Origin of the sequence: Halorubrum sp. CSM-61, assembly GCF_003781945.1 — an archaeon.
Lineage (GTDB): Archaea > Halobacteriota > Halobacteria > Halobacteriales > Haloferacaceae > Halorubrum.
Genome location: NZ_RJJW01000003.1, coordinates 423,015 through 444,777, shown reverse-complemented (window position 1 = coordinate 444,777; position 21,763 = coordinate 423,015). Strand labels below are relative to the sequence as shown.

Sequence of the window (21,763 nt, the reverse complement as noted above, 5' to 3'; positions counted from 1 at the left end):
GAAATCGAGGCCGATCCTCACTGGAACATCTTCAGCGGCTCCGCCTGCGAACTCTCCTCGGTCGCCTCTTGCATCCGCTTCGCGAACGCCTGCTTCGCCTCCCGGATCTCGCCCGCCTGGTCGACGAGCCCGTCGGTCGGCGTTTCGGTCCCCGCGATCGGGTCGATCCCCTTTTGAATGAGGATCCGCGCGGCCTCGGGGTCGGGGAACTGCGGGTCCGACTCGACGACGAGTCCGACCGCGTCGCGGTCGCGCTCCAGGGCTTCCGCGAGCATCGCGCCCGTCGGCCCGGAGACGAGCCCGGCCTCGGGCGGGTCCTCGACGTCGGCGCGATCGAGGGCCTCGCCGCCGTTCCCGGTCGCGATTCCGTAAACCGCCGGCGGCGCCTCCCCCTTCTCGCGCCCCAGCCCGGAGAGGAAGATCGGGAATACCCCGGTTTCCGCGAACCAGCTCTCCAGGCAGCCGGCGACCTCGGTCGCGGCGCCGGGGTTCACCGGTACGTCGCTGCGGAGCGCGACGAGGTCGCGCTCCTCGTCGGCGTACAGCCGCACGGGCGTCGTCACCGCCCGATCGTCCTCGCGGTAGACGGCCACCCGCGGGAGCCCGTCGCAGTGGACGTTCGCGTAGTGGACCATCTCGTGGGCCTCGATCATATGATCGGTCGCGATCTTGCCGACGAGGCCGACGCCGGGGAACCCCTCCACCAGCGTCGGCTCGTCTAACGACACCTCGTCGTCGAGTACGGAGATGCGTGCCATGCGTTCGCGTACGCCGGGCAGCGACCTAAAGGTACGGCGCGAGGTGGCGACCGCGTGGGGCGGTCGCTCGCCCCCGTCCCGAAACCGACTAACCGTCCGGCGCGCAAGGGGCGCCATGAATCCGTTAGAGCGGTACGAGCCGCTCGTCGACGACGCGGCGGCGTTCCGCGCGGCCTGCGACCGGCCGCTGCCGTCGGTCGTCCGCGTGAACGAGATGGCGGCCTCGCCGGCCCGGGTCCGCGAGGCCTTCGACGACGAGGGCGTGGCCTACGAGCCCGTCGACTGGCACGACGGCCTCTTCCGGCTCCCCGAGGGCAATCCCGGCGGGAACTGGCCGTACGTCCACGGCTGGACCCACGGACAGGAGGAGGTCTCCGTGTTGCCAGGGCTCGCGCTCGATCCGCAACCCGGCGAGCGCGTCTGGGACGCCTGCGCGGCGCCGGGCAGCAAGACCACCCAGATCGCCGACGCGATGAGCGACGAGGGGACGGTCGTCGCCAACGACAACAACCTCGGTCGGCTCTCCGCGCTCCGGCACAACGCCGAGCGCCTCGGGATCACGAACGCGATCGTCACGAACCAGGACGCGCGCAACTTCTCGACGAAGCCGCTCGCGTTCGACGAGTTCGACCGCGCCCTCGTCGACGCGCCCTGCTCGTGTGAGGGCACCTGCCGCAAGAACCCGGACGTGGTCGACCAGTGGACGCTCGATCACGTCCACGCGGTCGCCGGGATCCAGAAGGGAATCTTGGCCCGCGCCGTGCAGGCGACCCGCCCCGGCGGCACCGTGGTCTACTCCACCTGCACGTTCGCGCCCGAGGAGAACGAGGCGGTGCTCGACCACGTCCTCGCGAACGAGGACTGCGAGATACTCGACTTCGACCTCCCGCTCGACACGGTCCCCGGCGTGACGGAGTGGGACGGCGAGACCTACGACGAGTCGGTGACGCGCGCGCACCGCGTCTACCCGCACCACAACGACACGGGCGGGTTCTTCTGCGCGAAGCTGCGGGTCGGCGGGGAGGGCAACGAGACCGCGGCCGCCGACGGAGAGGTGGGCGCATGAGCGACGACGCCGAGTCCGCCGGCGAGGCGGACGCCCCGACCGCCACCAACGACGGCCAGCGGTTCGACCGCCTCCCCGAGACCCCCGCCGACCGCGAGGTCGAGGGACGCGCGAGCCGACGAGAAGTGATCGACTGGTGGGAGGAGCGGTTCGGGATCGACCCGAGCGCCTTCGAGGAGTACACCTTCTGGGAGAAGGGTGCGGGGAAGGTCTGGATCTTCAACGGCGAGGCGACCGACCCCAGCGCGGTGGAGGCGATCGGGATGACCTTCCTCCGGACGCGACAGGAACACTGGAAGCCGACGACTCGGGCGGCGACCCGGTTCGGGGGGCTCGCGACGCAGAACGTGATCGAACTCGACCCCGAGCAGGCGGTGGCCTTCGTGGCCGGCGACGACCAGGACCTCCCCGAGTGGGACGGCGACTGGGGGTACCTGATCGCGACCCACGAGGTCGCCGGCGAGTCGGCACCGATCGGGGTCGGGCTGTACCTCTACGACGAGTTACGATCGGTGGTTCCGAAGGGGAGCCGGGCGGACCTGCCGGTCGTGGAGTAGACGCGCGGTTCGACCGCCGACTACTCCTTCTTCTCCCGCACCGTCCCGCCGCCGAGCCCCTCCCACTCGACGCGGTAGCCGAGCCGCGAGAGCGCGGCGCTCGCGTCGTCGATCCCGCGCTCGTCGAGGACCGCCTCGGCTTCCGAGAGTGCCATTCCCGCTTCCAGTTCCTCGCCCGCCGCCTCCAACACCGCGGGGCGCACGAGGGTCCGACCGATCCGCTCGTGGTCCGGGAACGACTTGTCCTCGATCGCCTCGACGCTCACGCCGTACTCGTCGGCGAGCTCGTCGAGCCCGATCGCGTCCGCCTCCGGCGAGAGCGACTCCGGGAGTTCCGCGGCCGCGTCGGCGACGAACTCGGCCTCGTACTCGCGCAACACGTCGACGATTTCCTTCACGCGGACGGTCCCCGAGTAGCTCACCACGCGGTGGTCGCGCGCGGCGATCTCCTCGCCGACGCCGAGGCTCTCGTCGACGGCGACCAGCAGGTCCACGTCCTCCACGTCCGCGAGCTGGGAGAGCTTCTTCTCGACGTACTCTGGGGTCCAAAAGCCCATGACTTCGAAGAACAGTCGGAAATCGGCGTGGTCGTAGTCGAACGCGAAGTCGGGGATCATCACCCGCGTTCCGGTTTCGAGCGGCTCCGGCTCGCGGACGAGCGTCCAGTCGAGGTCGAGCCCGCGGAACCGCCCGGCGAAGTCGGCCTCGACCCCGCTGTCGAAGTCGGGCTCCGCGACCGGCTCGACGCCCGGCACCGTCACGTCGCCGTCGGAGAGGCGCATGGTGCGCTCGCGCCCGCGGTCGTCGATCGTCGCCGACAACTCCCAGTCCGCCGACTCCGCGACGGTCCGGAGCAGTCTCGCGAACGCGGTCCCGTAGCGACGGGTGCGCGAGAACAAGGCGTCGGGCCCGGTGACGACCAGTTCGCGGCCCTCGGGGGTCTGCTCTATCTCGTACATCAGCCGAAGCCGCTTGACCGCGGAGACGAGCCGCTTCGGGTCGTTCGACCGTACCCGGACTTCGGTGGCGTCGAAGAGCGCGGTCTGGGCCAGGGAGAGGTCGTACTGTTCGAGGAGGGAGTCGGGGTCCCACCGCACGTCGGCGTCGACGAGGACCTCGTTGACGTCGCGGTCGGCGTACAGCGACGCCTCCACGTCTCCGGAGCCGATCCCGAGCGCGTCGGCGGCGCGGTCGACCGCCTCGTCGCGCTCGCTCTCGCTCGCGACGCCCACCGCCTCCGCGGCCTCGAACGCGGCCCGCCGAACGCGACGCGGCGGCACGGGAGCCCGCGTCTCGAACTCGCACTCGCGCTCGACCAGGGCCGCGAGCCCGCGGACGAGCTTGAAGTCGCCGCCGGACTCGGCGGCGTCGGCCTCCAGCGCCGCCAGCGCGTCGTCGAGATCGCCGCGCCGCTCCCCGACGTGAGACTCGAAGGTCCCGAGCACCCGCGCCGCGAGCGGGCGGTGCTCGCGGGTCGCGAAGCGGGGGCGGTAGCCGCCGCCGGCCCGCGAGACGCGCAGGAGGTCCTTGCGTAGCACGCTCTCGTGGTTCGGTCCGGTCGACCTAAAACGAGCGGATCCGGTCGACGACCGGGAGGCGCGTTCGAGAGCGGATCAGTCGTCGGCGTGCCCCGTTTCCGGCGTGAAGGTGACGCCGCCGATCTCGATCTCGTCCGGAACGCGGCTGGCGTCGTGGGTTCCGACCGGCGGGACGTTCACCGCCGCGGCGGCGGACGCGTCGAGGTCGGTCTCGCCGTCGATGGCGTCCATCTCGCCGTCCGCGTCTCGCGCGTCCTGATCGATGCGCATCGAGCAGAACTCCGCGCCGCACATCGAGCAGAACCGGGCCTCCTTGTAGTTGTCCCCGGGGAGCGTCTGATCGTGGTAGGATCGCGCGCGTTCCGGATCGAGCGCGAGGTCGAACTGCCGGGCCCAGTCGAACTCGTAGCGCGCCTCCGAGAGGGCGTCGTCCCAGTCGCGCGCACCCGGAAGCCCGTTGGCGACGTCGGCGGCGTGGGCCGCGATTCGATACGCCGCGAGACCGTCCCGCACGTCCTCCGCGTCGGGGAGACCGAGGTGCTCCTTCGGCGTGACGTAGCAGAGCATCGCCGCGCCCGCTCGCGCCGCTTCGGTCGCGCCGATCGCGCTCGTGATGTGGTCGTATCCCGGGGCGATATCGGTCACGAGGGGACCGAGCACGTAGAACGGCGCGCCGTCGCACACCTCCCGTTGCCGATCGACGTTGTCGGCGATCTCGTCCATCGGGACGTGGCCGGGGCCCTCCACCATCACCTGCACGCCGTGATCCCACGCGGTCCGGGTGAGCTCGCCGAGGGTCTCGAGCTCGGCGAACTGCGCCTCATCGCTCGCGTCGGCGAGGCAGCCGGGGCGGAGGCCGTCGCCGAGCGATACCGTCACGTCGTGTGCCGCGAGGATTTCACAGATCTCCCCGAACTTCGCGTACAGGGGGTTCTGCATCCCGTTCTCCTCGATCCACTGGGCGAGGATCGAGCCGCCGCGGGAGACGATCCCGGTCTTGCGACCGTCGGTCAGCGGCAGATGCTCCAGCAACACGCCCGCGTGGATCGTCATGTAGTCGACCCCCTGTTCGGCCTGTTTCTCTATCACGTCGATCAGTAGCTCGTGAGTGATATCGGCCGGGTCGTCCGCTCGCTTCACCGCCTCGTATATCGGAACCGTCCCGATCGGAACCGGCGAGTACGCGACGTTCGCCTCGCGGGTCTCGTCCAAGCGCTCCCCCGTCGAGAGGTCCATGACGGTGTCCGCTCCGTAGTGGACGGCCGCGTGGAGCTTCCGGAGCTCCGCGTCGAGGTCGCTGGTCGACTCGCTGTTGCCGATGTTGGCGTTGACCTTCGTCGAGAACTCCCTGCCGATGATCATCGGGTCGAGCGAGTCGTGGGCGTGGTTGTTCGGTATCACCGCCTGTCCGTCGGCGACCTGCCGACGGACGAACTCGGGATCGCGGTTCTCGCGCTCCGCCACGCGCGCCATCGCGGGCGTTATCTCTCCATCTCGGGCCCGCTGGATCTGTGTCGCCGCCATTGATTACTTAGTTATACTACTAGTTAATATACTCTGGGATCGACGGTTCCGCGCTCCCGATCGGGGCTCGTGCGACACGCTTAACTCCGAAACCCGTCGATCGAAGCGTAATGAGTACCGACGCGGCGAGTGACGCGGACGCCGGAAGCGAGGGGGGCGACGGTGGGGGCGGGAATTCCGACGGCGACGAGCCCGAGGCGTTCGTCCGGGCCTGCGAGCACCTCGTCGACCGGATCCTCGCGGGCGAGATCGACCGCGACGATCTGGAGTCCGCCAAGCTCGACGCCTGCTCGGAGTTCTCCTCGTCGAAGGTCCCGAAGAACACGGAAATACTGGATCACGCGCCCCCGGAGGCCCGCGACGACGTGATCGAGGTCGTCCAGCGGAAGCCCGTCCGGACCGCCTCCGGCGTCTCGCCGGTCGCGATCATGACCTCGCCGAAGCTGTGCCCGCACGGGAAGTGCCTCTACTGTCCCGGCGGGCCGGCATCGGAGTTCTCCTCGGCGCAGTCGTACACGGGCCACGAGCCCGCCGCGGCCCGCGGCGAGCAGAACGACTACGACCCGTACGGCCAGGTCACGCTCCGGCTCGAACAGCTCCGGAAGATCGGCCACCCGGTCGACAAGGTGGAGCTCATCCTGATGGGCGGGACGATGACGGCGCGGTCGCACGACTACCAGGAGTGGTTCGTCAAGCGCGCCTTACAGGCGATGAACGACTACGACCTCGAGAAGGAGCCCGAACCGGCCGAGGAGGAGTCCTTTGCACCCGCCCCCGAGGAGACCGAGTTCGAGTATCTGGAGGACGTGATCGCGGAAAACGAGACCAACGAGATCCGCAACATCGGCACCACCTTCGAGACGAAGCCGGACTGGTGCGATCCGGAGCAGATCGACCGCATGCTCGATCTCGGTGGGACCAAAGTGGAGGTCGGCGTCCAGACCACCTACGAGCGGATCAACCGCGAGATGCACCGCGGGCACGGCAACGAGGCGAGTCGCAACGCCAACCGCCGCCTGCGCGACGCCGCGTTCAAGGTCGGCTTCCACATGATGCCGGGCCAGCCGGGGATGACCCGCGAGATGTGTATCGAGGACTTCCGACAGATCTTCGAGAACCCCGACTGGCGGCCGGACTACCTCAAGATCTACCCGACCCTCGTCGTCGAGGGGACCCGGGTGTACGACCGGTGGCGCCGCGACGACTTCGAGCCGCTGTCGAACGAGGAGGCGGCCGACGTCGTCGCCGAGGCGATGGACCACATCCCGAAGTACACGCGGCTCCAGCGCGTCCAGCGCGACATCCCCGCCGACTTCATCGAGGGCGGCGTCTGGAAGTCGAACCTCCGGCAGCTCGCCGATCAACGGGCCGAGGAGAAGGGGATCGTCCAGCGCGACATCCGCGCCCGCGAGGTGGGTCACAACGACGCCGATCCGGACCCGGACGACGTGGTGCTCGACGTGATGACCTACGAGGCCGGCGGCGGGACGGAACACTTCATCTCGTTCGAGGACCCCGTCCGCGACCTGCTCGTCGGGTTCTGCCGCCTGCGGTTCCCCTCGTTCGCGCCCGAGCAGCCCGGCGCGCCCGGCACCGAGGACGACCCCATCCGTCGCGAACTGGCGGACGCCGCGCTGATCCGCGAACTGCACGTGTACGGCAGCGAGGTCGCCATCGGTGGCGACGGCGACTGGCAGCATCAGGGGTACGGGACGAAGCTCCTCGAACGCGCCGAGGAGCTCGCCCGCGACGCCGGCTACCGCAAGATGGCGATCATTTCCGGGATCGGCGCCCGCGAGTACTATCGGAACAAGCTCGGCTACCACCAAGACGGGCCGTACGTCTCGAAGCGGCTGTAGGCGGAGTCTAGATAGCACCCCCCAAAACTAAGGTATTACGAGAAGTATTACTGTGTATGAGCAAGTCAACACGGATCACGGAGAAGGGGCAGGCGACGATCCCGAAATCTCTCCGCGAGAAGTACGACTTGGCGCCCGGCGACGAGGTGATATGGATGGACACCGACGAGGGAATCGTCGTGAAAAAGCGCACGCGTACCGGCGGGCGAGGGATGCTCGTTCCCGAGGACACTTCCCGAGAGGAGCGGGAGGCGGTCGCCGAGGAGTTGGCGGAGCGCGTCCGAGATCGGCGTGACCGCAACTACGAGGAGGCCTGACGTGTCGGTGTACACCGCCGACGCGGTTTCACTTCTCTCTTATCTCGTCGACGCGCTCCCGCGCACGGCTGATCGGATCTTCAGCGAGGCGGAGGCCGGGGAGACGATCGTTCAGGCCCCGAGCACGGCGCTCGCAGAGGTGTTGTACGCGGTCTCCCGAGACGAAGACGTTCGAGGTGTCACCCTCACTGGGACACCAGAAGACGCTCGTCAGGCGCTGGTCGGTAACGGACCGATCTCGGTCGCGTCGATCGACGACGCCGAACTGGCGGAGTACGTTCAGATTATCGACGAATTGAGTATTCACGACGGCCTGCTAGTCGCCAGTCACCGGGTGCGGGAGACGGACGCGATCATCACAAGTGACGGCGTCATCGCTGACGCCGGCTACGAGACCGTCTGGAACTGAGTTCGGCCTGCGGCAACGACCGAACGACACGCCTTTTTCCGGGCCGGCGGTTTCTATCGAGTATGGACCAGAAGCGGGAGCTGTCGAGCATCGACCTCGGCGCGCTCGTCACCGAGCTCAATCGGTACGAGGGCGCGAAGGTCGACAAGGCGTACCTCTACGACGACGACCTGCTCCGGCTGAAGCTCCGCGATTTCGACCGCGGCCGAGTCGAGCTCATGATCGAGGTGGGCGACGTCAAGCGCGCCCACGTCGCGGATCCCGAGCACGTCGCCGACGCCCCCGGTCGGCCGCCGAACTTCGCGAAGATGCTCAGAAACCGGATGTCCGGCGCCGACTTCGCGGGCGTCGAGCAGTACGAGTTCGACCGGATCCTCACCTTCGAGTTCGAGCGCGAGGACCAGAACACGACGCTCGTCGCCGAGCTGTTCGGACAGGGGAACGTCGCCGCGCTCGACGAGACCGGCGAGGTCGTCGGGGCGCTCCAGACCGTCCGACTCAAGTCCCGGACGGTCGCGCCCGGCTCCCAGTACGAGTACCCCGCCTCGCGGCTCAACCCCCTCGACGTGAGCCTCGGCGGGTTCGAACGCCACATGCGCGAGTCCGACAGCGACGTGGTGCGGACCCTCGCCACGCAGCTCAACCTCGGCGGGCTCTACGCCGAGGAGGTGTGCACTCGGGCGGGCGTCGAGAAGGAGACGCCCATCGAGGAGGCCACCGACGACCAGCTCCGGGCGCTTCACGAGGCGCTCGAGCGCATCGGCGAGCGGCTTCGCTCGGGCGACGTCGACCCGCGGGTGTACGAGGAGGCACTGGACAACGAGGGCGACGACGACGACCGCGAGCCCCGCGTCGTCGACGTCACGCCCTTCCCGCTCTCCGAGCACGAGGGGCTCCCGAGCGTCGGCTTCGACTCCTTCAACGCCGCCGTCGACGAGTACTTCTACCGGCTCGAAGGCGAGGAGAGCGACGCGGGCGAGGCCCCCGCAGACGCCAGTCCGTCCCGCCCCGACTTCGAGGAGGAGATCGCCAAACAGGAGCGGATCATCGAACAGCAGAAGGGGGCGATCGAGGGGTTCGAACAGCAGGCCGAAGAAGAGCGCGAGCGCGCGGAGCTGCTGTACGCGCAGTACGACCTCGTCGACGAGGTGCTCTCGACGGTGCGAGAGGCACGCGAGAACGAGGTCCCGTGGGACGAGATCGCGGAGACCCTCGACGCCGGCGCGGAGCGGGGCATCCCGGCGGCCGAGGCCGTCGTCGACGTCGACGGCGGTGAGGGCACGGTGACGGTCGCGCTCGACGCCGATGGCGACGAAGAGAACGGTGACGGGGGCGACTCGGTCCGCGTGGAACTCGACGCGAGCGCGGGCGTGGAGGTCAACGCCGACCGACTCTATCAGGAGGCCAAGCGGATCGAGGGGAAGAAGGAGGGCGCGACGGAGGCGATCGAGTCGACCCGGAAGGAGCTCGAGGCGGTCAGAGAGCGAAAGGCCGAGTGGGAGGCGAAGGAGGCGGCCGACGACGGCGACGACGCCGGCGGCGACGGCGGGGACGACGAAGACGAGGAGGAGTACGAGACCGACTGGCTCTCCCGTTCCTCCATCCCGATCCGGAGCCCCGACGACTGGTACGACCGCTTCCGGTGGTTCCACACCTCGACGGGGTACCTCGTCATCGGCGGACGCAACGCCGACCAGAACGAGGAGCTGGTGAAAAAGTACATGGGCAAACACGACCGGTTCTTCCACACGCAGGCGCACGGCGGGCCGGTGACGCTGTTGAAGGCGGCGGGGCCCTCGGAGTCGGCCGATCCGGTCGACTTCTCGGAGGAGACCCTGCGGGAGGCCGCGCAGTTCGCCGTCTCCTACTCCTCGGACTGGAAGGACGGGCGCGGCGCGGGCGACGCCTACATGGTCGAGCCCGATCAGGTGTCGAAGACGCCCGAGAGCGGCGAGTACATCGAGAAGGGGAGCTTCGTGATCCGCGGGGACCGCACCTACTTCGAGGACGTGCCCTGCCGGGTCGCCGTCGGCGTCCAGTGCGAGCCCGTCACCCGCGCCATCGGCGGACCGCCCTCGGCGATCGTCGACCGCGCGGCGACGAGCGTCACGCTGGAGCCGGGGATGTACGCGCAGAACGACGCCGCGATGATGGTGTACCGCGAGCTGAAGGGACGCTTCGCCGACACGTCGTTCGTGCGGAAGGTGGCGAGCGCCGATCAGCTCCAGGAGTTCCTGCCGCCGGGAGGGTCGGACATCGTGGACTGAGGCGATCGGGTCGGCCTCGGTCGAGCGTGCCGAGCTACCGGCGCGAGGCCGACCGCCGTCGGCGGTTCGCGTCCGCTTCCTGACGGAGGGCCTCTCGGTGTTCGTCCCAGGTGGCGTACGTCCGCTTCGGCGTCGGTCCGGCCCGGACGCGGGTTTTTGTATGCATGGTATTTCACCACATATTATTCTACTCGTCAGGATATAATCTCTTTTCTCGATCCCGGATACGTTTTTCCTGACTATCTCCCGCGCCGGTACGCCTCGGAGCGCGACCCTTTCAAGCCTCCGCCCCCGATTCCGCCCATGAGATTCGAGGCGCTGCCGGACGGCTGGCGGGTGTGGAACGAGGAGCCGAGCGGCCGGGCGATCCTCGTCTACCGCCCGGACGTGTTCGGCGGCGACGACCTCCCGTCCGAGTGTCTCCCGACGATCTACCTGACGAACGGCGCGCGCAACTCTCGTCCCGGCTCGGGCCAGTACGCCACCGACGAGTGGCACGTCGTCCTCTTCTTGGAGCCCGAGATCGAGGCGGTCGCCGAGACGTACGAGAGCCGCGAGGCGGGCGCGGCCGCCGCCGTCGACGTCGCGGAGCGGTTCGCCGCCGGCGACGTGAACTACCGGGCCGCCTACCAGGTGCCGCGGGAGGCGTACTTCGAGCGATTGGACGAGTTGGTCGGCGGAGCGTGAGAGGGTCGTCCGCCGGCGGGAAAAGAAGGTCGTCGGGTCGGCGAGTTCTCCGGGGTCGATCCATTCTCGTGCATACTTCCGTGTTTTAAACGGGCTATTGTGCCACGAACACGAGGGTTTTTATCGACTCACGCCCCACCGAGGAGTATATGCAAGCCGGTGGGGACAACACCGCTGACGAGCCGCGAGAGAAGTGCGGCGTCGTCGGCGTCTCGCTCGCCGACCGCGAGGCCGCGCGACCGCTGTACTACGCGCTGTACGCGCTCCAACACCGGGGACAGGAGTCCGCGGGGATCGTCACGCACGACGGGTTCCAACAGCACAGCCACGTCGAACGCGGGCTCGTCGGCGACGCGTTCGACGAGGGCGATCTGGAGTCGCTGTCGGGCGGCACCGGGATCGGTCACGTCCGGTATCCGACCGCCGGCAGCCTCGACAAGAGCTGCGCGCAGCCCTTCTCGGTCTCGTTTAAGTCCGGCTCGCTCGGGCTCTCGCACAACGGGAACCTCGTCAACGCCGACGAGGTGCGCGAGGAGCTCGCGGCGGCGGGCCACGCGTTCACCTCCGACGGCGACACCGAGGTGATCGCCCACGACCTCGCGCGCAACCTCCTCGAAGAGGACCTCGTGCGGGCGGTCAAACACACGATGAGCCGCATCCACGGCTCCTACTCGCTGGCGATCACCCACGACGACACCGTGTTGGGCGTGCGCGACCCCCTCGGAAACCGCCCGCTGTGTCTCGGGAAGATCGACGGCGGCTACGTCCTCGCCAGCGAGTCGGCCGCGATCGACACCCTCGACGGGGAGCTGATCCGCGACGTGCGCCCCGGCGAGCTGGTCGTTCTGAACCCCGACGGGACCGGCTACGACACCTATCAGCTCGTCGAGCGCGAGTCGACCGCCCACTGCTTCTTCGAACACGTCTACTTCGCGCGCCCCGACTCGGTGATCGACGAGAACCTCGTGTACGAGGTGCGTCGAAAGCTCGGTCGGAAGCTCTGGGAGGAGTCCGGCGTCGAGTCGGACGTGGTGATGCCCGTTCCGGACTCCGGGCGGGCGTTCGCCTCCGGCTACGCCGACGCCGCCGGCGAGACGACCGCGGACGGGGAGCCCCGTCCCGAGGGCGACGGCGGCATCGAGTTCGCCGAGGGGCTGATGAAGAACCGCTACGTCGGCCGGACGTTCATCATGCCGACCCAAGACGAGCGCGAGCGCGCGGTCCGACTGAAGCTCAACCCGATCAAGTCGACCGTCGAGGGCAAGTCGGTCACCATCATCGACGACTCGATCGTCCGGGGGACCACCTCGACGCAGCTCGTCGAGCTCGTCCGCGAGGCGGGCGCCGAGGAGGTCCACCTCCGGATCGGCGCGCCCGCGATCGTCGCGCCCTGTTACTTCGGCATCGACATGGCGACCCGCGAGGAGCTGATCGCCGCCGACGCCTCGACCGAGGAGATCCGGGAGGAGGTGGGCGCGGACTCGCTGTCGTACCTCTCGATCGACGCCGTCGCCGACGCGCTCGGCGAGAGCCGCGCGGACCTCTGTCTGGGGTGCGTCACCGGGGAGTACCCGTTCGACGTGGCGGGCGAGGAGACCGACCGCGACGTCGAGGGCGACGCGCCCGGCCCGACCCCGGCCGACGACTGATCCGGCTGTCGCCTCTCCTTTCGGCCGCGTTTCGTCCCGGACCCCCGCCGTCGCGTTCTCACGGCGCGGCGTCGGGATCGGGAATTTAAATACGCCGACGCCGGGAGATACGCGTATGACTTCCGACGCCGACGAGACGACGATGACTCGCCGCGGACTGTTCAGGGCCGGCGCCGCGGGGGCCGCCGTCGCGACGGGGCTCGCCGCCGGATCCGGGGGAGCGGCCGCCCAGTACGACGGCTGGCTGGACGACGTCGACAACTACGACGGCACCCACGACTACACCGGGCAGGACGAGGTCACGGTCGCGGTCGGCGCGGTCGACGGGCTCAAGTTCGGCCCGGCGGCGATCCTGATCGACCCCGGGACGACGGTCGTCTGGGAGTGGACCGGCGAGGGCGGCGCGCACAACGTCGTCGCCGACGACGGGACGTTCGACAGCGGCGAAACGGTCAGCGAGGAGGGGACCACCTTCGAGTACACCTTCGACGACGCCGAGGACGGCGACACGTTCAATTACCTCTGTACTCCCCACGAGGCGGTCGGGATGAAGGGCTCGGTCGCGGTCGGCTCGGTCGACGACGACCTCGTGACGCCCGGCGACGGGGGGGACGGTGACGACGGATCCGCCGGAAACCAAACTGACGACGGAAACGCGACCGACGGCGATAATTCGACCGACGGCGAGTCCGCCGGTCGCGACCTCACCGCCAACGACATCGGCGCGCTTTCGCTCGCGTTCGGCGTCGCCGGTGCGCTGCTCGTCCCGCTGTTCTACGCCGCCCACAAGATGGCGAACGAGGAGTAGCGAGAGCCGTCGGCCCCTCGGCCCCGTCGGCCCGTCGGATCGATACCGCGATCTTTCTCAGAAGGCGTGATACAGCATGAGGTAGACGCCGATCCCCATGGCGAAGGAGACCAACCAGAGCACCGCGGCGACGGAGCCGACCTGCGCGTGACGGGTGTGGTACAGTTCTTGATAGGGACGGGTAGCGGCGAGCAGCAGGGCGTAGAAGACGAACGGGATACAGACGATCGCGAACAGGACGTGGATCGCGAGGAACGGGAGGTAGACGTACGTGTACACGGTCTCCGGCCCGGGGAACTCGACGGTCCCGACGAGGATCAGCCGGTAGAGGTAGCTCGCGAGGAACGCGACGAACAGGCCGAACGACGAGAGCATGAGCGCCCTGTGGCGACCGACGTTTCCGCGGGCGATCGCCCGCCAGCCGAGCAGGATGGTGACGATCGCGCCCGCGGAGATCGCGGCGTTGAGGTGCGGGAGCGCGGCGAGGACCGCGTCGCTCGCGCGCGGCAGCACGCCGCTCGGGATCGCGCCGCCGACGGCGCCGAACACCAGGGCGAGCGCGACGGCGGACAGGAGGCCGGTTAAAAACGGGACGTTCTCGCGGGCCCACTGGGACATGGGCGATCGGTGGGGCGCCGCTCCCAAACGCGTGGCGGTTCCGGCCCGCCGGTCCGGCTGGCAGGGTTCCGGCGGGCCGGATCCGGCGACCTCTCGTCGCGCGTGTAGTCGATCGATCGGTGGCAACCTCCGGCACGGTCCCGCCGAATGGAAGGGCTTTTAATTAGGGGAAGGGTACGTGGAGACGCGACAGAACACCGCGAGCGTGGGTAGCCAAGCCAGGCCAACGGCGCAGCGTTGAGGGCGCTGTCCTGTAGAGGTCCGCCGGTTCAAATCCGGTCCCACGCATCGCACGGGGCACACCCCCACGATGCACGGTGTTGTCTACACGACAGCACCCACGCACAATTCCTTTCGAACGTTACGCGCTGAGTGATGACTCTACCGTGTCGCGTCTGTTGCGTCTCGTCTATCGGACGCTCGCGAAACTCCAGCCGCTTGCTTATAATTCGTTGACGCCGGATCGACGGTGAACACCTCCAAAGCCCCAGCCGGGAGGGCGGCGCACACTCGTTGCGCGCTTCGGTCGCTCGCGTTGCTCGCTTCCTGCAGTGCTTACGTCGTCTGCGCCGCCCTCCCGGCTGCCCCTTTGAGTCCCACCCCGCACCGCCCAGCACCGTAGCCTCACACCTCCCCAACCTCGTCAGTCGCCATCGCTTCGCTCGGCGACTGACTCCCTCGCGCGTGCTCCTTGTGGCCTATCGGCCACTCGGAGGCACGCGCCACCGCCTCGTTCACTTATAAATCACGTCGCCGGCGTCGGTTTCCACCGCTCTCTCCCACGGCCGATCGCTGTTCGCGCGAACTGCCACCCTTTTAGTCGCGCGCCGTCGGAGTGAGGCGTAATGAGTACGGACGCGACCCCCGAGTACGACTACGAGGAGCTGGGGCTCGTCGCCGGGCTGGAGATCCACCAGCAGCTCGACACGGCGACGAAGCTGTTCTGCGACTCCCCGACCGTCGAACGCGACCCCGAGGAGGCCGACCGGTCGATCACCCGCCGGCTCCACCCGACGAAGAGCGAGCTCGGCGAGCTCGACGACGCCGCGATGGAGGAGAGCCGCGTCGACCGCGAGTTCACCTACCTCGCGTACGACACCACCTGTCTCGTCGAGGAGGACGACGAGCCGCCCCGCCGCGTCGACGGGGAGGCGCTCTCGGTGGCGCTCCAGATCGCCGACCTGCTCGACATCTCCGTCGTCGATCAGGCCCACGTCATGCGGAAGCTCGTCATCGACGGCTCGAACACCTCCGGGTTCCAGCGCTCGATCCTCCTCGGGCAGGCGGGCGAGATCGAGACCAGCGAGGGCCGCGTGTCGATCGCGGACCTCATGCTCGAAGAGGAGTCGGCAAAGCGCGTCGAGGAGACCGAAGACGGGGTTATCTACTCGCTCGACCGGCTCGGCGTCCCCCTCGTCGAGATCGGGACGGGGCCGGACATCCGGAGCCCCGAGGGCGCCCGCGAGGCCGCCGCGCGCATCGGCATGCTGCTCCGGTCGACGGGCGCGGTCAAGCGCGGGCTCGGTACGATCCGACAGGACGTGAACGTCTCCATCGCCGACGGCGCCCGCGTCGAGGTGAAGGGCGTCCAGGACCTCCAGGGGATCGAGGACATCGTCCGCGGCGAGGTCGGGCGACAGGCCGAGCTGCTCGATATCCGCGACGAGCTCCGCGAGCGCGACGCGAGCGTCGGTGACGTGCGGAACGTGACCGACACCTTCGCCGAAACCGAATCGGGCGTCATACGCGGTGCGCTCGACGCGGGCGGGGAGGTGACGGCGGTCCCCCTCTTCGGCTTCGACGGGCTCGTCGGCCGCGAGATCCAGTCGGATCGGCGGCTCGGGACGGAGCTCTCGGACCACGCGAAGCGCCACGGCGCGGGCGGCATCTTCCACACCGACGAGCTGCCGGCGTACGGCGTGACCGATGAAGAAGTGTCTGCCCTCCGCGACGCGGTCGGTGCCGGCGAGGAGGACGCGGTCGCCATCGTCGCCGCCGATCCCGAGACCGCCGACCTCGCGATCGAGGCCGCCGCCGACCGCGCCGAGACCGCGATCGAGGGCGTTCCCGAGGAGACCCGCGGCGCGAACGACGACGGCACCACCCGCTACCTCCGACCCCTGCCGGGCGCCGCGCGGATGTACCCCGAGACGGACGTGCCGCCGGTCGAGCCGGACCCCTCCGACGTGGACCGGCCGGAGCTCCTCGACGAGAAGGCCGAGCGGTACGCCGAGGAGTTCGGACTCGACGCCGGCCTCGCCGAGCAGGTCGCGTTCGGCCAGCGGTTCCCCCTGTTCGAGACCGCGGTCGACCGCGGCGTCGACCCCACCTTCGCGGCCTCGACGCTGGAGTCGACGACGACGGAAATTCGCCGGGAGGGGGCGGCCGTCGAGAACCTCACCGACGAGCAGTTCCTCGACCTCTTCGACCTCGTCGAGGGCGGCGACCTCGCGAAGGAGGGCGTTCCCGAGGTACTGACGACGCTCGCCGAGAATCCCGAGTTGTCGGCGGCCGAGGCCGTCGAGGAGGCCGGGCTGTCGGGCGTGAGCGAGGCCGAGGTCCGGGAGGCCGTGGTGGCGGTCGTCGAGCGCAACGCCGACCAGATCGAGGAGGAAGGAATGGGCGCCTTCTCCGGGTTGATGGGCGAGGCGATGGGCGCGCTCCGCGGGAAGGCCGACGGCGAAGTCGTCTCCGACGTGCTGCGCGAGGAGATCGGCAAGCGGTCGTAGATCTCGGCGTGTATGGCGTCTGTTTATTTGTAGGCAGTTGGTGTGTATTCGGTCTGTTACGCGTTCCTGTGAGTCGTTTATAAGCGGATGACTGTCGATCGACGGAGAACACCTCCAAATCCCCAGCCGCTCGCTTATAAGTGACTGGCGACAGATCGACGGAGAACACCTCCAAAGCCCCAGCCGTGAGGCGGGCGCACGCTCGCTGTGCGCTTCAGTCGCTCGCGTTGCTCGCTCCTTCCAGTGCTTGCGTCGCCTGCGCCCGCCTCACCGACTGCCCCTTTGAGTCCCACCCCGTACCGCACAGCACCTCCCGCCTCCCCAGCCTCGCCGCTCGCTCGGGGCTCCCTCCGGTCGCCCACGTCGCTCGCGGCATCCCTCGCGCGTGCTCCTCGCGCCCTGGGGGCGCTCGGAGGCACGCGCCACCGCACCTCTGTTAATAAGTGACCGCCCTTCTCCCAATTATGCTTAAAAATGCCGCCGTTGCCCCAGCGAGACCGCCTTTCCTCAGTCGGTCAGCTCCTCGATCAACGTGTCGAGGTCGTAGGTCGCCGGCGCGCGGGACTCGTCGCGCAGGGTCGAGATCGTGAACGTCGAGTTCGTGCGCTCGACCTGCGGGATCGCCTCGAAGTCGCTGATGAGGCGCTCGACGGTGTCGGACGACGAGAGCCGCGCGAGGACGACGAAGTCGGTCTCGCCCATCGTGAAGAACGCCTCCGTGACGCCCTCGACCGCGAGCAGCTCCTCGGCGAACTCCTCGTAGGGCCCCTCGTAATCCGCGAGCACCTCGACGATCACGGTGACGCCGAGCCCGAGCGCCTCGTGGTCGAGGTCGTACAGGTCGTTCTCGATCACGCCGTCCTCCCGGAGGTTGTTCAGTCGGTAGTGGATCGTCGACACCGGGATGTCGGTCTCCTCGTGGAGCCGCTCGGGACTTCCGGTGCCGAGGTCCGAGATCGCCTTCAACAGCCGCACGTCGCGCTCGTCCATACGACCCATTTGAGTGATGGTCTGTTATATATTACGACCGATATACTTGAAGCCAAATTCAAAATTAGCTCTCGTTTCGGGACCGATTCGCAATAGATTCGTATGTGTGATTGTTCATTTCCAATTCGAGGCGATCCGAGAGAATAGTTTAACTATCTCTGCCAATTTCGAATAGATAGCCAATGAATCTGCGGACCCTCATTTCCACTCCCGAATCGATCGTCGCCGCCTTCGTCCTCCTCGCGACGCTGTGGGGCACCTCCTTCGTCGCCATCGAGGCCGGACTGCACTACTTCCCGCCCCTGCTGTTCGCCGGCGTGCGCTACGCCGTCGCCGGCGCGATCGTGTTGGGCGTCGCCGCGGTCATGTCCGGCAGGACGGTCCCCGAGGGCCGCGACGAGTGGCTCGGTGTCGCCGTCGCCGGCGCCTTCGTGATCGCCGCGTACCACGGGCTCCTGTACGTCGCCGAGCTCCACATCACGGGCGCGGTCGCCGCCGTGGTCGTGAGCCTCTCGCCGGTGTTGACCGCCACGTTCGCGGCCGTCCTCCTCCCGAACGAGCGGCTCGGCCCCCTCGAGATCGGCGGGTTCGCGCTCGGGATCCTCGGCGTGATCGTGATCGCCGATCCGATGGAGGCGGGGATCGGCAGCGCCGCCCTGCTCGGAGTCGCGCTCGCGTTCGCCGGCGCGGTCGCCTTCTCGCTCGGCGCGGTGCTGCTCCGCCCGCTCCGCACCGACCTCCCGATCGCCGCGCTGCAGGGGTGGGCGATGGTCTCCGGCGCCGGGATGCTGTTCGTCGGCGCCGCCCTGCTCGGCGAGTCGTCCGCGGCGATCGTCTGGAACGCGACCTCGGTCGCGTCGCTGTCGTACCTCACGTTGCTGTCGGGCGTCGTCGCGTTCCTGATTTACTTCGCGCTGCTCGACGAAGTCGGTCCGGCCCAGCTCCACCTCGTCGGCTACGCCGAGCCGGTCGTCGCCGCGGTCGGGAGCTGGGTCCTGCTCGGGAGCCTGATCGACGCGGAGGCGATGGTCGGCTTCGTCGCGATCCTCGCGGGCTTCGTCGTGCTCGAACGCCGCGAGATCGCCGCCTACGTCGATTTCGACGTCGAAGAGGCGCTTCGGGCGCGCTGAGACCGGTCGATCGTCGCCGAGAACTCCTTATCCGCCGATATCCGCCGTCAGTCCCGCCCGAAGGTCTCGCCCGAAGTAGTGACCGAGCAGCGCCAGCCCCAGCCCTAGCCCGCCGCCGACGGCGAGCAGCGGGAGTCCCCACTGCTGGAGGTAGTCGACCCCGATCGGGAGGAAGCCGACCCCGAGGACGCTTGTCACGGCGGTCCCCGCGCCCGCCGCGGCGCCGGCGAGCCCCGTCTCGACGTACCTCCGCGCCGAGAGGACCAGCCCGACGAGGAACGCGGCGAGGAACACCCCGGCCGCGGAGCCGATCGTCCCGCCGATGATCGGGATCGCCCCGCCGGCGAACACCCCGATCGCGACGGCGACGAGCGCGACGACGAACGACTTCGCGGAGAACCAGCGTCCGTCCATACCGACGCGACCGCGTCCGGATCCGCCCGTCTCCGAACCCGTTCGGCCCACGCTCTCGGCGTCCGACGAATCGTCGGCGCCCGCCGTGGAGCCGCCCCCGCCGTCCATGAGGTCGTCGTCGAGGAGGTCGTCGAGGTCGTCCATCGGGTCCCCGTCGGACGACTCCCGCTCCTTGGAGGGTTGCATACCCGAGCGTTCGCCCCTGAGACCTTGTGTCTTGCGCCGAGCCGGATCCTCGCCCCCCGATCGGAGAAATCGTTGATCCCGCCGTCGTCCCGTGCGATTCGGTAACGCTCGCCGTTTCACCGGAAACCCGGTGTCTCCCATGTCCCGCCGTTCCCGGTTCGGACTGCGGGAGGGAGGCGCGGTCGCCGACCCGGAACGGCTTTGCGCGTCCGCGACGATTCCGACGACATGGACACGCGTCGCGCGCTGCTCGACGCCCTCGGCGACGGCCCCGTCTCCGGGCCCGCGCTCGCCGACGACCTCGACGTGTCGCGGGCGGCGGTCTGGAAGGCGGTCGAGTCGCTCCGCGAGGAGGGGTTCGCGGTCGAATCGACGCCGGAGGGGTACGTCGCGCCCGCGGACCCCGGCTACTCCGCCGCCGGCATCGAGTTCGGACTCGACGCGCCCTACGCGGTCGAGTACCACGACACGCTCCCGTCGACCAACGACCGCGCCCGCGAGCTAGCGGCCGAGGGCGCGATCCCAGTAGGGGGCGTCGCCGTCGTCGCAGACGAGCAGACCGGCGGCCGGGGGCGGCTCGACCGCGAGTGGGTCGCGCCCAGCGGCGGCGTCTGGCTCTCGCTCGCGGTCGGACCCGACGTGCCGCCGGCCCGCGCGCCGCTCTTCACCCTCGCCGCCGCCGTCGCGACCGCCGACGCCTGTCGGGAGGCGGGCGTCGACGCCCACATCAAGTGGCCGAACGACGTGCTCGTCGGCGGTCCCGGAGCCGAGGGCGATGGCAAGGACGGATCGGACGACGACCGCGACGGCGACCGCGGCGGCCGCAAGCTCGCCGGGATCCTCACCGAGATGGAGGGCGAGGCCGACCGCGTCTCGTGGCTCGTCGCGGGGATCGGCGTCAACGCCAACGTCGACGCCGAGAGGCTCCCGTCGGGCGCGACCTCCCTGCGGGAGGAGCTGGGCGAGCCCGTCGACAGGCGTCGGTTCGCCGCGACCCTCCTCGAACGCTTCGCGGCGCTCGCGGGGACGCCCGACCGGATGGACCGGATCCTCCCGGCGTGGCGCGAGCGCGCGAGCACCCTCGGCCGCCGGGTCCGCGTCGACACCCCGAACGGTCCGGTGACGGGCACCGCGGTCGACGTGGAGCCGCCGGGCGCGCTCGCCATCGAGACGGACGACGGAGTCAGACGGGTTCACGCCGGCGACTGCGAACACCTGCGCGACGCCGGCGACTGAGGGTCGGTCGACACGCTCGACCCGAAACGGATCGCGAAAACGGCGGCTTCCGGCTAGCTGTGGCCGGTCGCTTCCGGCTCTCCGTCGGTCGACGGGTCCCCCTCGCCCGGCGTGCCGCTTTCGGCCGGGGCACTCCCCTCGGCCGGAGCGCCGCTCCCGACGCCCTCCGCTTCCGGAATGTCGCCGTCCAGCCGCACCGTCAGCACTGGGACCTTCGACCCCCGGACCACCTTCTCGGCGACGCTCCCGAGGAGGAGTCGATCGATTCCCCCCCGTCCGTGCGTCCCCATCACGATCAGATCACAGCCGTTGCCCTCGGCGTACCGGATGATCTCCTTGCTCGGGGAGCCCTCCACGACCGCCGTCTCGACGGCGAGGTCGGTCTCGGCCGCGAGGGTCTCGACCTCCGCGACCGCCTCGCTCGCGTCGTCCCGCAGGAGGTCCCCGAGTCCCTCCCACGAGCTCTCCATCGGCATCCCCGCGTAGCTCGCCGTGTCGACCACGTACAGCGCGTGGACGCCGGCGCCGTGAGCCGACGCGAGCTCGAGGGCGTGCGCGACCGCCCGCTTCCCCTCGGCGGAGCCGTCGGTCGGGACGAGGATCCGGTCGTATAGGGCCATATGTTCACATACACCACAGACTTGCCGGCACATAACTCTTTGCGCGTTTTGCCGGTACTTTCGCGGTCGTATATGTCGGAATTCGGACGTGTAGGGGCGCTTAAGGTCTCACGCCCCGATATCCAGCCATGACATCCGAGATCCACCTCTCGCGCCTCGAAAACGAGCTGCAGGACTACTCCTACCCGATCGCCCGCGACGACCTCGCCGGGTCCTGCGCGGGCACGACCGTGCTGTTCGCCGACGGCGACGCCGATCTCGGCGACCTCGTGGCCGACGTCGATCAGGAGCGGTTCGAGAGCGCCGAGGACGCGGTCGCCGCGCTCCACAACGTGCTTCCGATCGAGGCGGTCGGAGAGCCGGGGCAGTCCGAGGGCGACGCCTGACCGGGTCCCGAGCCC

General features: G+C 69.1%; 20 protein-coding genes and 1 tRNA gene. 14 read left to right on the top strand and 7 right to left on the bottom strand.

Going from position 1 to position 21,763, the window contains the following annotated elements; all coding sequences use genetic code 11:
* Positions 1-17: 17 nt before the first annotated feature.
* Positions 18-758 (bottom strand): proteasome assembly chaperone family protein, encoded by a 741-nt coding sequence (locus EDM04_RS07860; protein WP_123620837.1) that lies wholly within the window; start codon positions 756-758, stop codon positions 18-20.
* A gap of 115 nt (positions 759-873) precedes the next feature.
* On the opposite strand from EDM04_RS07860, the gene EDM04_RS07855 reads away from it, so the two are divergent.
* Positions 874-1,824 (top strand): RsmB/NOP family class I SAM-dependent RNA methyltransferase, encoded by a 951-nt coding sequence (locus tag EDM04_RS07855; protein ID WP_123620835.1) that lies wholly within the window; start codon positions 874-876, stop codon positions 1,822-1,824.
* Positions 1,821-2,381, top strand: a complete 561-nt coding sequence (locus EDM04_RS07850; RefSeq protein ID WP_123620833.1) for a hypothetical protein — start codon at positions 1,821-1,823, stop codon at positions 2,379-2,381. Before EDM04_RS07855 ends, EDM04_RS07850 begins: the two co-directional genes overlap by 4 nt.
* A gap of 20 nt (positions 2,382-2,401) precedes the next feature.
* Here EDM04_RS07850 and EDM04_RS07845 read toward each other — a convergent pair whose 3' ends face one another.
* The gene (locus EDM04_RS07845) at positions 2,402-3,919 is read right to left on the bottom strand and encodes a DUF790 family protein (protein ID WP_123620831.1); all 1,518 of its coding nucleotides are present in this window, start codon (positions 3,917-3,919) and stop codon (positions 2,402-2,404) included.
* Positions 3,920-3,994: 75 nt separating this feature from the next.
* The gene (gene thiC, locus EDM04_RS07840; RefSeq protein ID WP_123620829.1) at positions 3,995-5,443 is read right to left on the bottom strand and encodes a phosphomethylpyrimidine synthase ThiC; all 1,449 of its coding nucleotides are present in this window, start codon (positions 5,441-5,443) and stop codon (positions 3,995-3,997) included.
* Positions 5,444-5,553: 110 nt separating this feature from the next.
* Between thiC and EDM04_RS07835 the strand changes: the two genes are divergently transcribed.
* From EDM04_RS07835 to EDM04_RS07805, 7 genes are all read left to right on the top strand, one after another.
* On the top strand, positions 5,554-7,302 hold the full coding sequence (locus EDM04_RS07835; RefSeq protein WP_123620827.1) for a tRNA uridine(34) 5-carboxymethylaminomethyl modification radical SAM/GNAT enzyme Elp3: 1,749 nt from the start codon (positions 5,554-5,556) through the stop codon (positions 7,300-7,302).
* A gap of 56 nt (positions 7,303-7,358) precedes the next feature.
* On the top strand, positions 7,359-7,619 hold the full coding sequence (locus EDM04_RS07830; RefSeq protein WP_123620813.1) for an AbrB/MazE/SpoVT family DNA-binding domain-containing protein: 261 nt from the start codon (positions 7,359-7,361) through the stop codon (positions 7,617-7,619).
* A 1-nt stretch (position 7,620) separates the two neighbouring features.
* Positions 7,621-8,028, top strand: coding sequence for a hypothetical protein (locus tag EDM04_RS07825; RefSeq protein ID WP_123620811.1), 408 nt, complete (start codon positions 7,621-7,623; stop codon positions 8,026-8,028).
* A 62-nt stretch (positions 8,029-8,090) separates the two neighbouring features.
* Positions 8,091-10,295, top strand: a complete 2,205-nt coding sequence (rqcH, locus tag EDM04_RS07820) for a ribosome rescue protein RqcH (RefSeq protein ID WP_123620809.1) — start codon at positions 8,091-8,093, stop codon at positions 10,293-10,295.
* A 303-nt stretch (positions 10,296-10,598) separates the two neighbouring features.
* Positions 10,599-10,982, top strand: coding sequence for a DUF5820 family protein (locus EDM04_RS07815; protein WP_123620807.1), 384 nt, complete (start codon positions 10,599-10,601; stop codon positions 10,980-10,982).
* A 149-nt stretch (positions 10,983-11,131) separates the two neighbouring features.
* Positions 11,132-12,631 (top strand): amidophosphoribosyltransferase, encoded by a 1,500-nt coding sequence (gene purF, locus EDM04_RS07810; RefSeq protein ID WP_123620805.1) that lies wholly within the window; start codon positions 11,132-11,134, stop codon positions 12,629-12,631.
* A gap of 115 nt (positions 12,632-12,746) precedes the next feature.
* Positions 12,747-13,439: a halocyanin domain-containing protein gene (locus EDM04_RS07805; RefSeq protein WP_123620803.1), complete on the top strand. Its 693-nt coding sequence runs from the start codon at positions 12,747-12,749 to the stop codon at positions 13,437-13,439.
* A gap of 57 nt (positions 13,440-13,496) precedes the next feature.
* Here EDM04_RS07805 and EDM04_RS07800 read toward each other — a convergent pair whose 3' ends face one another.
* Entirely contained in the window at positions 13,497-14,057 is a 561-nt protein-coding gene (locus EDM04_RS07800) for a DUF420 domain-containing protein (RefSeq protein ID WP_123620801.1), read from the bottom strand.
* Between the two features lie 203 nt (positions 14,058-14,260).
* Here EDM04_RS07800 and EDM04_RS07795 point away from each other — a divergent pair.
* Positions 14,261-14,345, top strand: a tRNA-Leu gene (locus EDM04_RS07795).
* A gap of 557 nt (positions 14,346-14,902) precedes the next feature.
* On the top strand, positions 14,903-16,786 hold the full coding sequence (gene gatE, locus EDM04_RS07790; RefSeq protein ID WP_123620800.1) for a Glu-tRNA(Gln) amidotransferase subunit GatE: 1,884 nt from the start codon (positions 14,903-14,905) through the stop codon (positions 16,784-16,786).
* A 507-nt stretch (positions 16,787-17,293) separates the two neighbouring features.
* Here the strand turns inward: gatE and EDM04_RS07785 are convergent.
* Positions 17,294-17,776 carry an Lrp/AsnC family transcriptional regulator gene (locus tag EDM04_RS07785; protein WP_123620798.1) on the bottom strand — a complete coding sequence of 161 codons (483 nt, stop codon included), beginning with the start codon at positions 17,774-17,776 and terminating at the stop codon, positions 17,294-17,296.
* Positions 17,777-17,958: 182 nt separating this feature from the next.
* On the opposite strand from EDM04_RS07785, the gene EDM04_RS07780 reads away from it, so the two are divergent.
* Entirely contained in the window at positions 17,959-18,906 is a 948-nt protein-coding gene (locus EDM04_RS07780; protein ID WP_123620796.1) for a DMT family transporter, read from the top strand.
* Between the two features lie 27 nt (positions 18,907-18,933).
* On the opposite strand, the gene EDM04_RS07775 is transcribed toward EDM04_RS07780, so the two are convergent.
* Positions 18,934-19,506: a hypothetical protein gene (locus EDM04_RS07775; protein ID WP_123620794.1), complete on the bottom strand. Its 573-nt coding sequence runs from the start codon at positions 19,504-19,506 to the stop codon at positions 18,934-18,936.
* A gap of 228 nt (positions 19,507-19,734) precedes the next feature.
* Here EDM04_RS07775 and EDM04_RS07770 point away from each other — a divergent pair, with 228 nt between their 5' ends.
* Positions 19,735-20,742 carry a biotin--[acetyl-CoA-carboxylase] ligase gene (locus tag EDM04_RS07770; RefSeq protein WP_123620792.1) on the top strand — a complete coding sequence of 336 codons (1,008 nt, stop codon included), beginning with the start codon at positions 19,735-19,737 and terminating at the stop codon, positions 20,740-20,742.
* 53 nt (positions 20,743-20,795) lie between these two features.
* On the opposite strand, the gene EDM04_RS07765 is transcribed toward EDM04_RS07770, so the two are convergent.
* Positions 20,796-21,362, bottom strand: a complete 567-nt coding sequence (locus EDM04_RS07765; protein ID WP_123620790.1) for a universal stress protein — start codon at positions 21,360-21,362, stop codon at positions 20,796-20,798.
* A 128-nt stretch (positions 21,363-21,490) separates the two neighbouring features.
* On the opposite strand from EDM04_RS07765, the gene EDM04_RS07760 reads away from it, so the two are divergent.
* Entirely contained in the window at positions 21,491-21,748 is a 258-nt protein-coding gene (locus EDM04_RS07760; RefSeq protein ID WP_123620788.1) for a hypothetical protein, read from the top strand.
* Positions 21,749-21,763 lie beyond the last annotated feature (15 nt).

Bases quoted from the DNA above. Each gene is read 5' to 3' on its own strand.
- EDM04_RS07835 (WP_123620827.1), top strand. From the start codon at position 5,554: ATGAGTACCGACGCGGCGAGTGACGCGGACGCCGGAAGCGAGGGGGGC.
- rqcH (WP_123620809.1), top strand. From the start codon at position 8,091: ATGGACCAGAAGCGGGAGCTGTCGAGCATCGACCTCGGCGCGCTCGTC.
- EDM04_RS07770 (WP_123620792.1), top strand. From the start codon at position 19,735: ATGGACACGCGTCGCGCGCTGCTCGACGCCCTCGGCGACGGCCCCGTC.
- EDM04_RS07760 (WP_123620788.1), top strand. From the start codon at position 21,491: ATGACATCCGAGATCCACCTCTCGCGCCTCGAAAACGAGCTGCAGGAC.
- gatE (WP_123620800.1), top strand. From the start codon at position 14,903: ATGAGTACGGACGCGACCCCCGAGTACGACTACGAGGAGCTGGGGCTC.
- EDM04_RS07805 (WP_123620803.1), top strand. From the start codon at position 12,747: ATGACTTCCGACGCCGACGAGACGACGATGACTCGCCGCGGACTGTTC.
- EDM04_RS07780 (WP_123620796.1), top strand. From the start codon at position 17,959: ATGAATCTGCGGACCCTCATTTCCACTCCCGAATCGATCGTCGCCGCC.
- EDM04_RS07800 (WP_123620801.1), bottom strand. From the start codon at position 14,057: ATGTCCCAGTGGGCCCGCGAGAACGTCCCGTTTTTAACCGGCCTCCTG.
- purF (WP_123620805.1), top strand. From the start codon at position 11,132: ATGCAAGCCGGTGGGGACAACACCGCTGACGAGCCGCGAGAGAAGTGC.
- EDM04_RS07855 (WP_123620835.1), top strand. From the start codon at position 874: ATGAATCCGTTAGAGCGGTACGAGCCGCTCGTCGACGACGCGGCGGCG.
- EDM04_RS07860 (WP_123620837.1), bottom strand. From the start codon at position 758: ATGGCACGCATCTCCGTACTCGACGACGAGGTGTCGTTAGACGAGCCG.
- EDM04_RS07815 (WP_123620807.1), top strand. From the start codon at position 10,599: ATGAGATTCGAGGCGCTGCCGGACGGCTGGCGGGTGTGGAACGAGGAG.
- EDM04_RS07830 (WP_123620813.1), top strand. From the start codon at position 7,359: ATGAGCAAGTCAACACGGATCACGGAGAAGGGGCAGGCGACGATCCCG.
- EDM04_RS07850 (WP_123620833.1), top strand. From the start codon at position 1,821: ATGAGCGACGACGCCGAGTCCGCCGGCGAGGCGGACGCCCCGACCGCC.
- EDM04_RS07775 (WP_123620794.1), bottom strand. From the start codon at position 19,506: ATGCAACCCTCCAAGGAGCGGGAGTCGTCCGACGGGGACCCGATGGAC.
- EDM04_RS07785 (WP_123620798.1), bottom strand. From the start codon at position 17,776: ATGGACGAGCGCGACGTGCGGCTGTTGAAGGCGATCTCGGACCTCGGC.
- thiC (WP_123620829.1), bottom strand. From the start codon at position 5,443: ATGGCGGCGACACAGATCCAGCGGGCCCGAGATGGAGAGATAACGCCC.
- EDM04_RS07765 (WP_123620790.1), bottom strand. From the start codon at position 21,362: ATGGCCCTATACGACCGGATCCTCGTCCCGACCGACGGCTCCGCCGAG.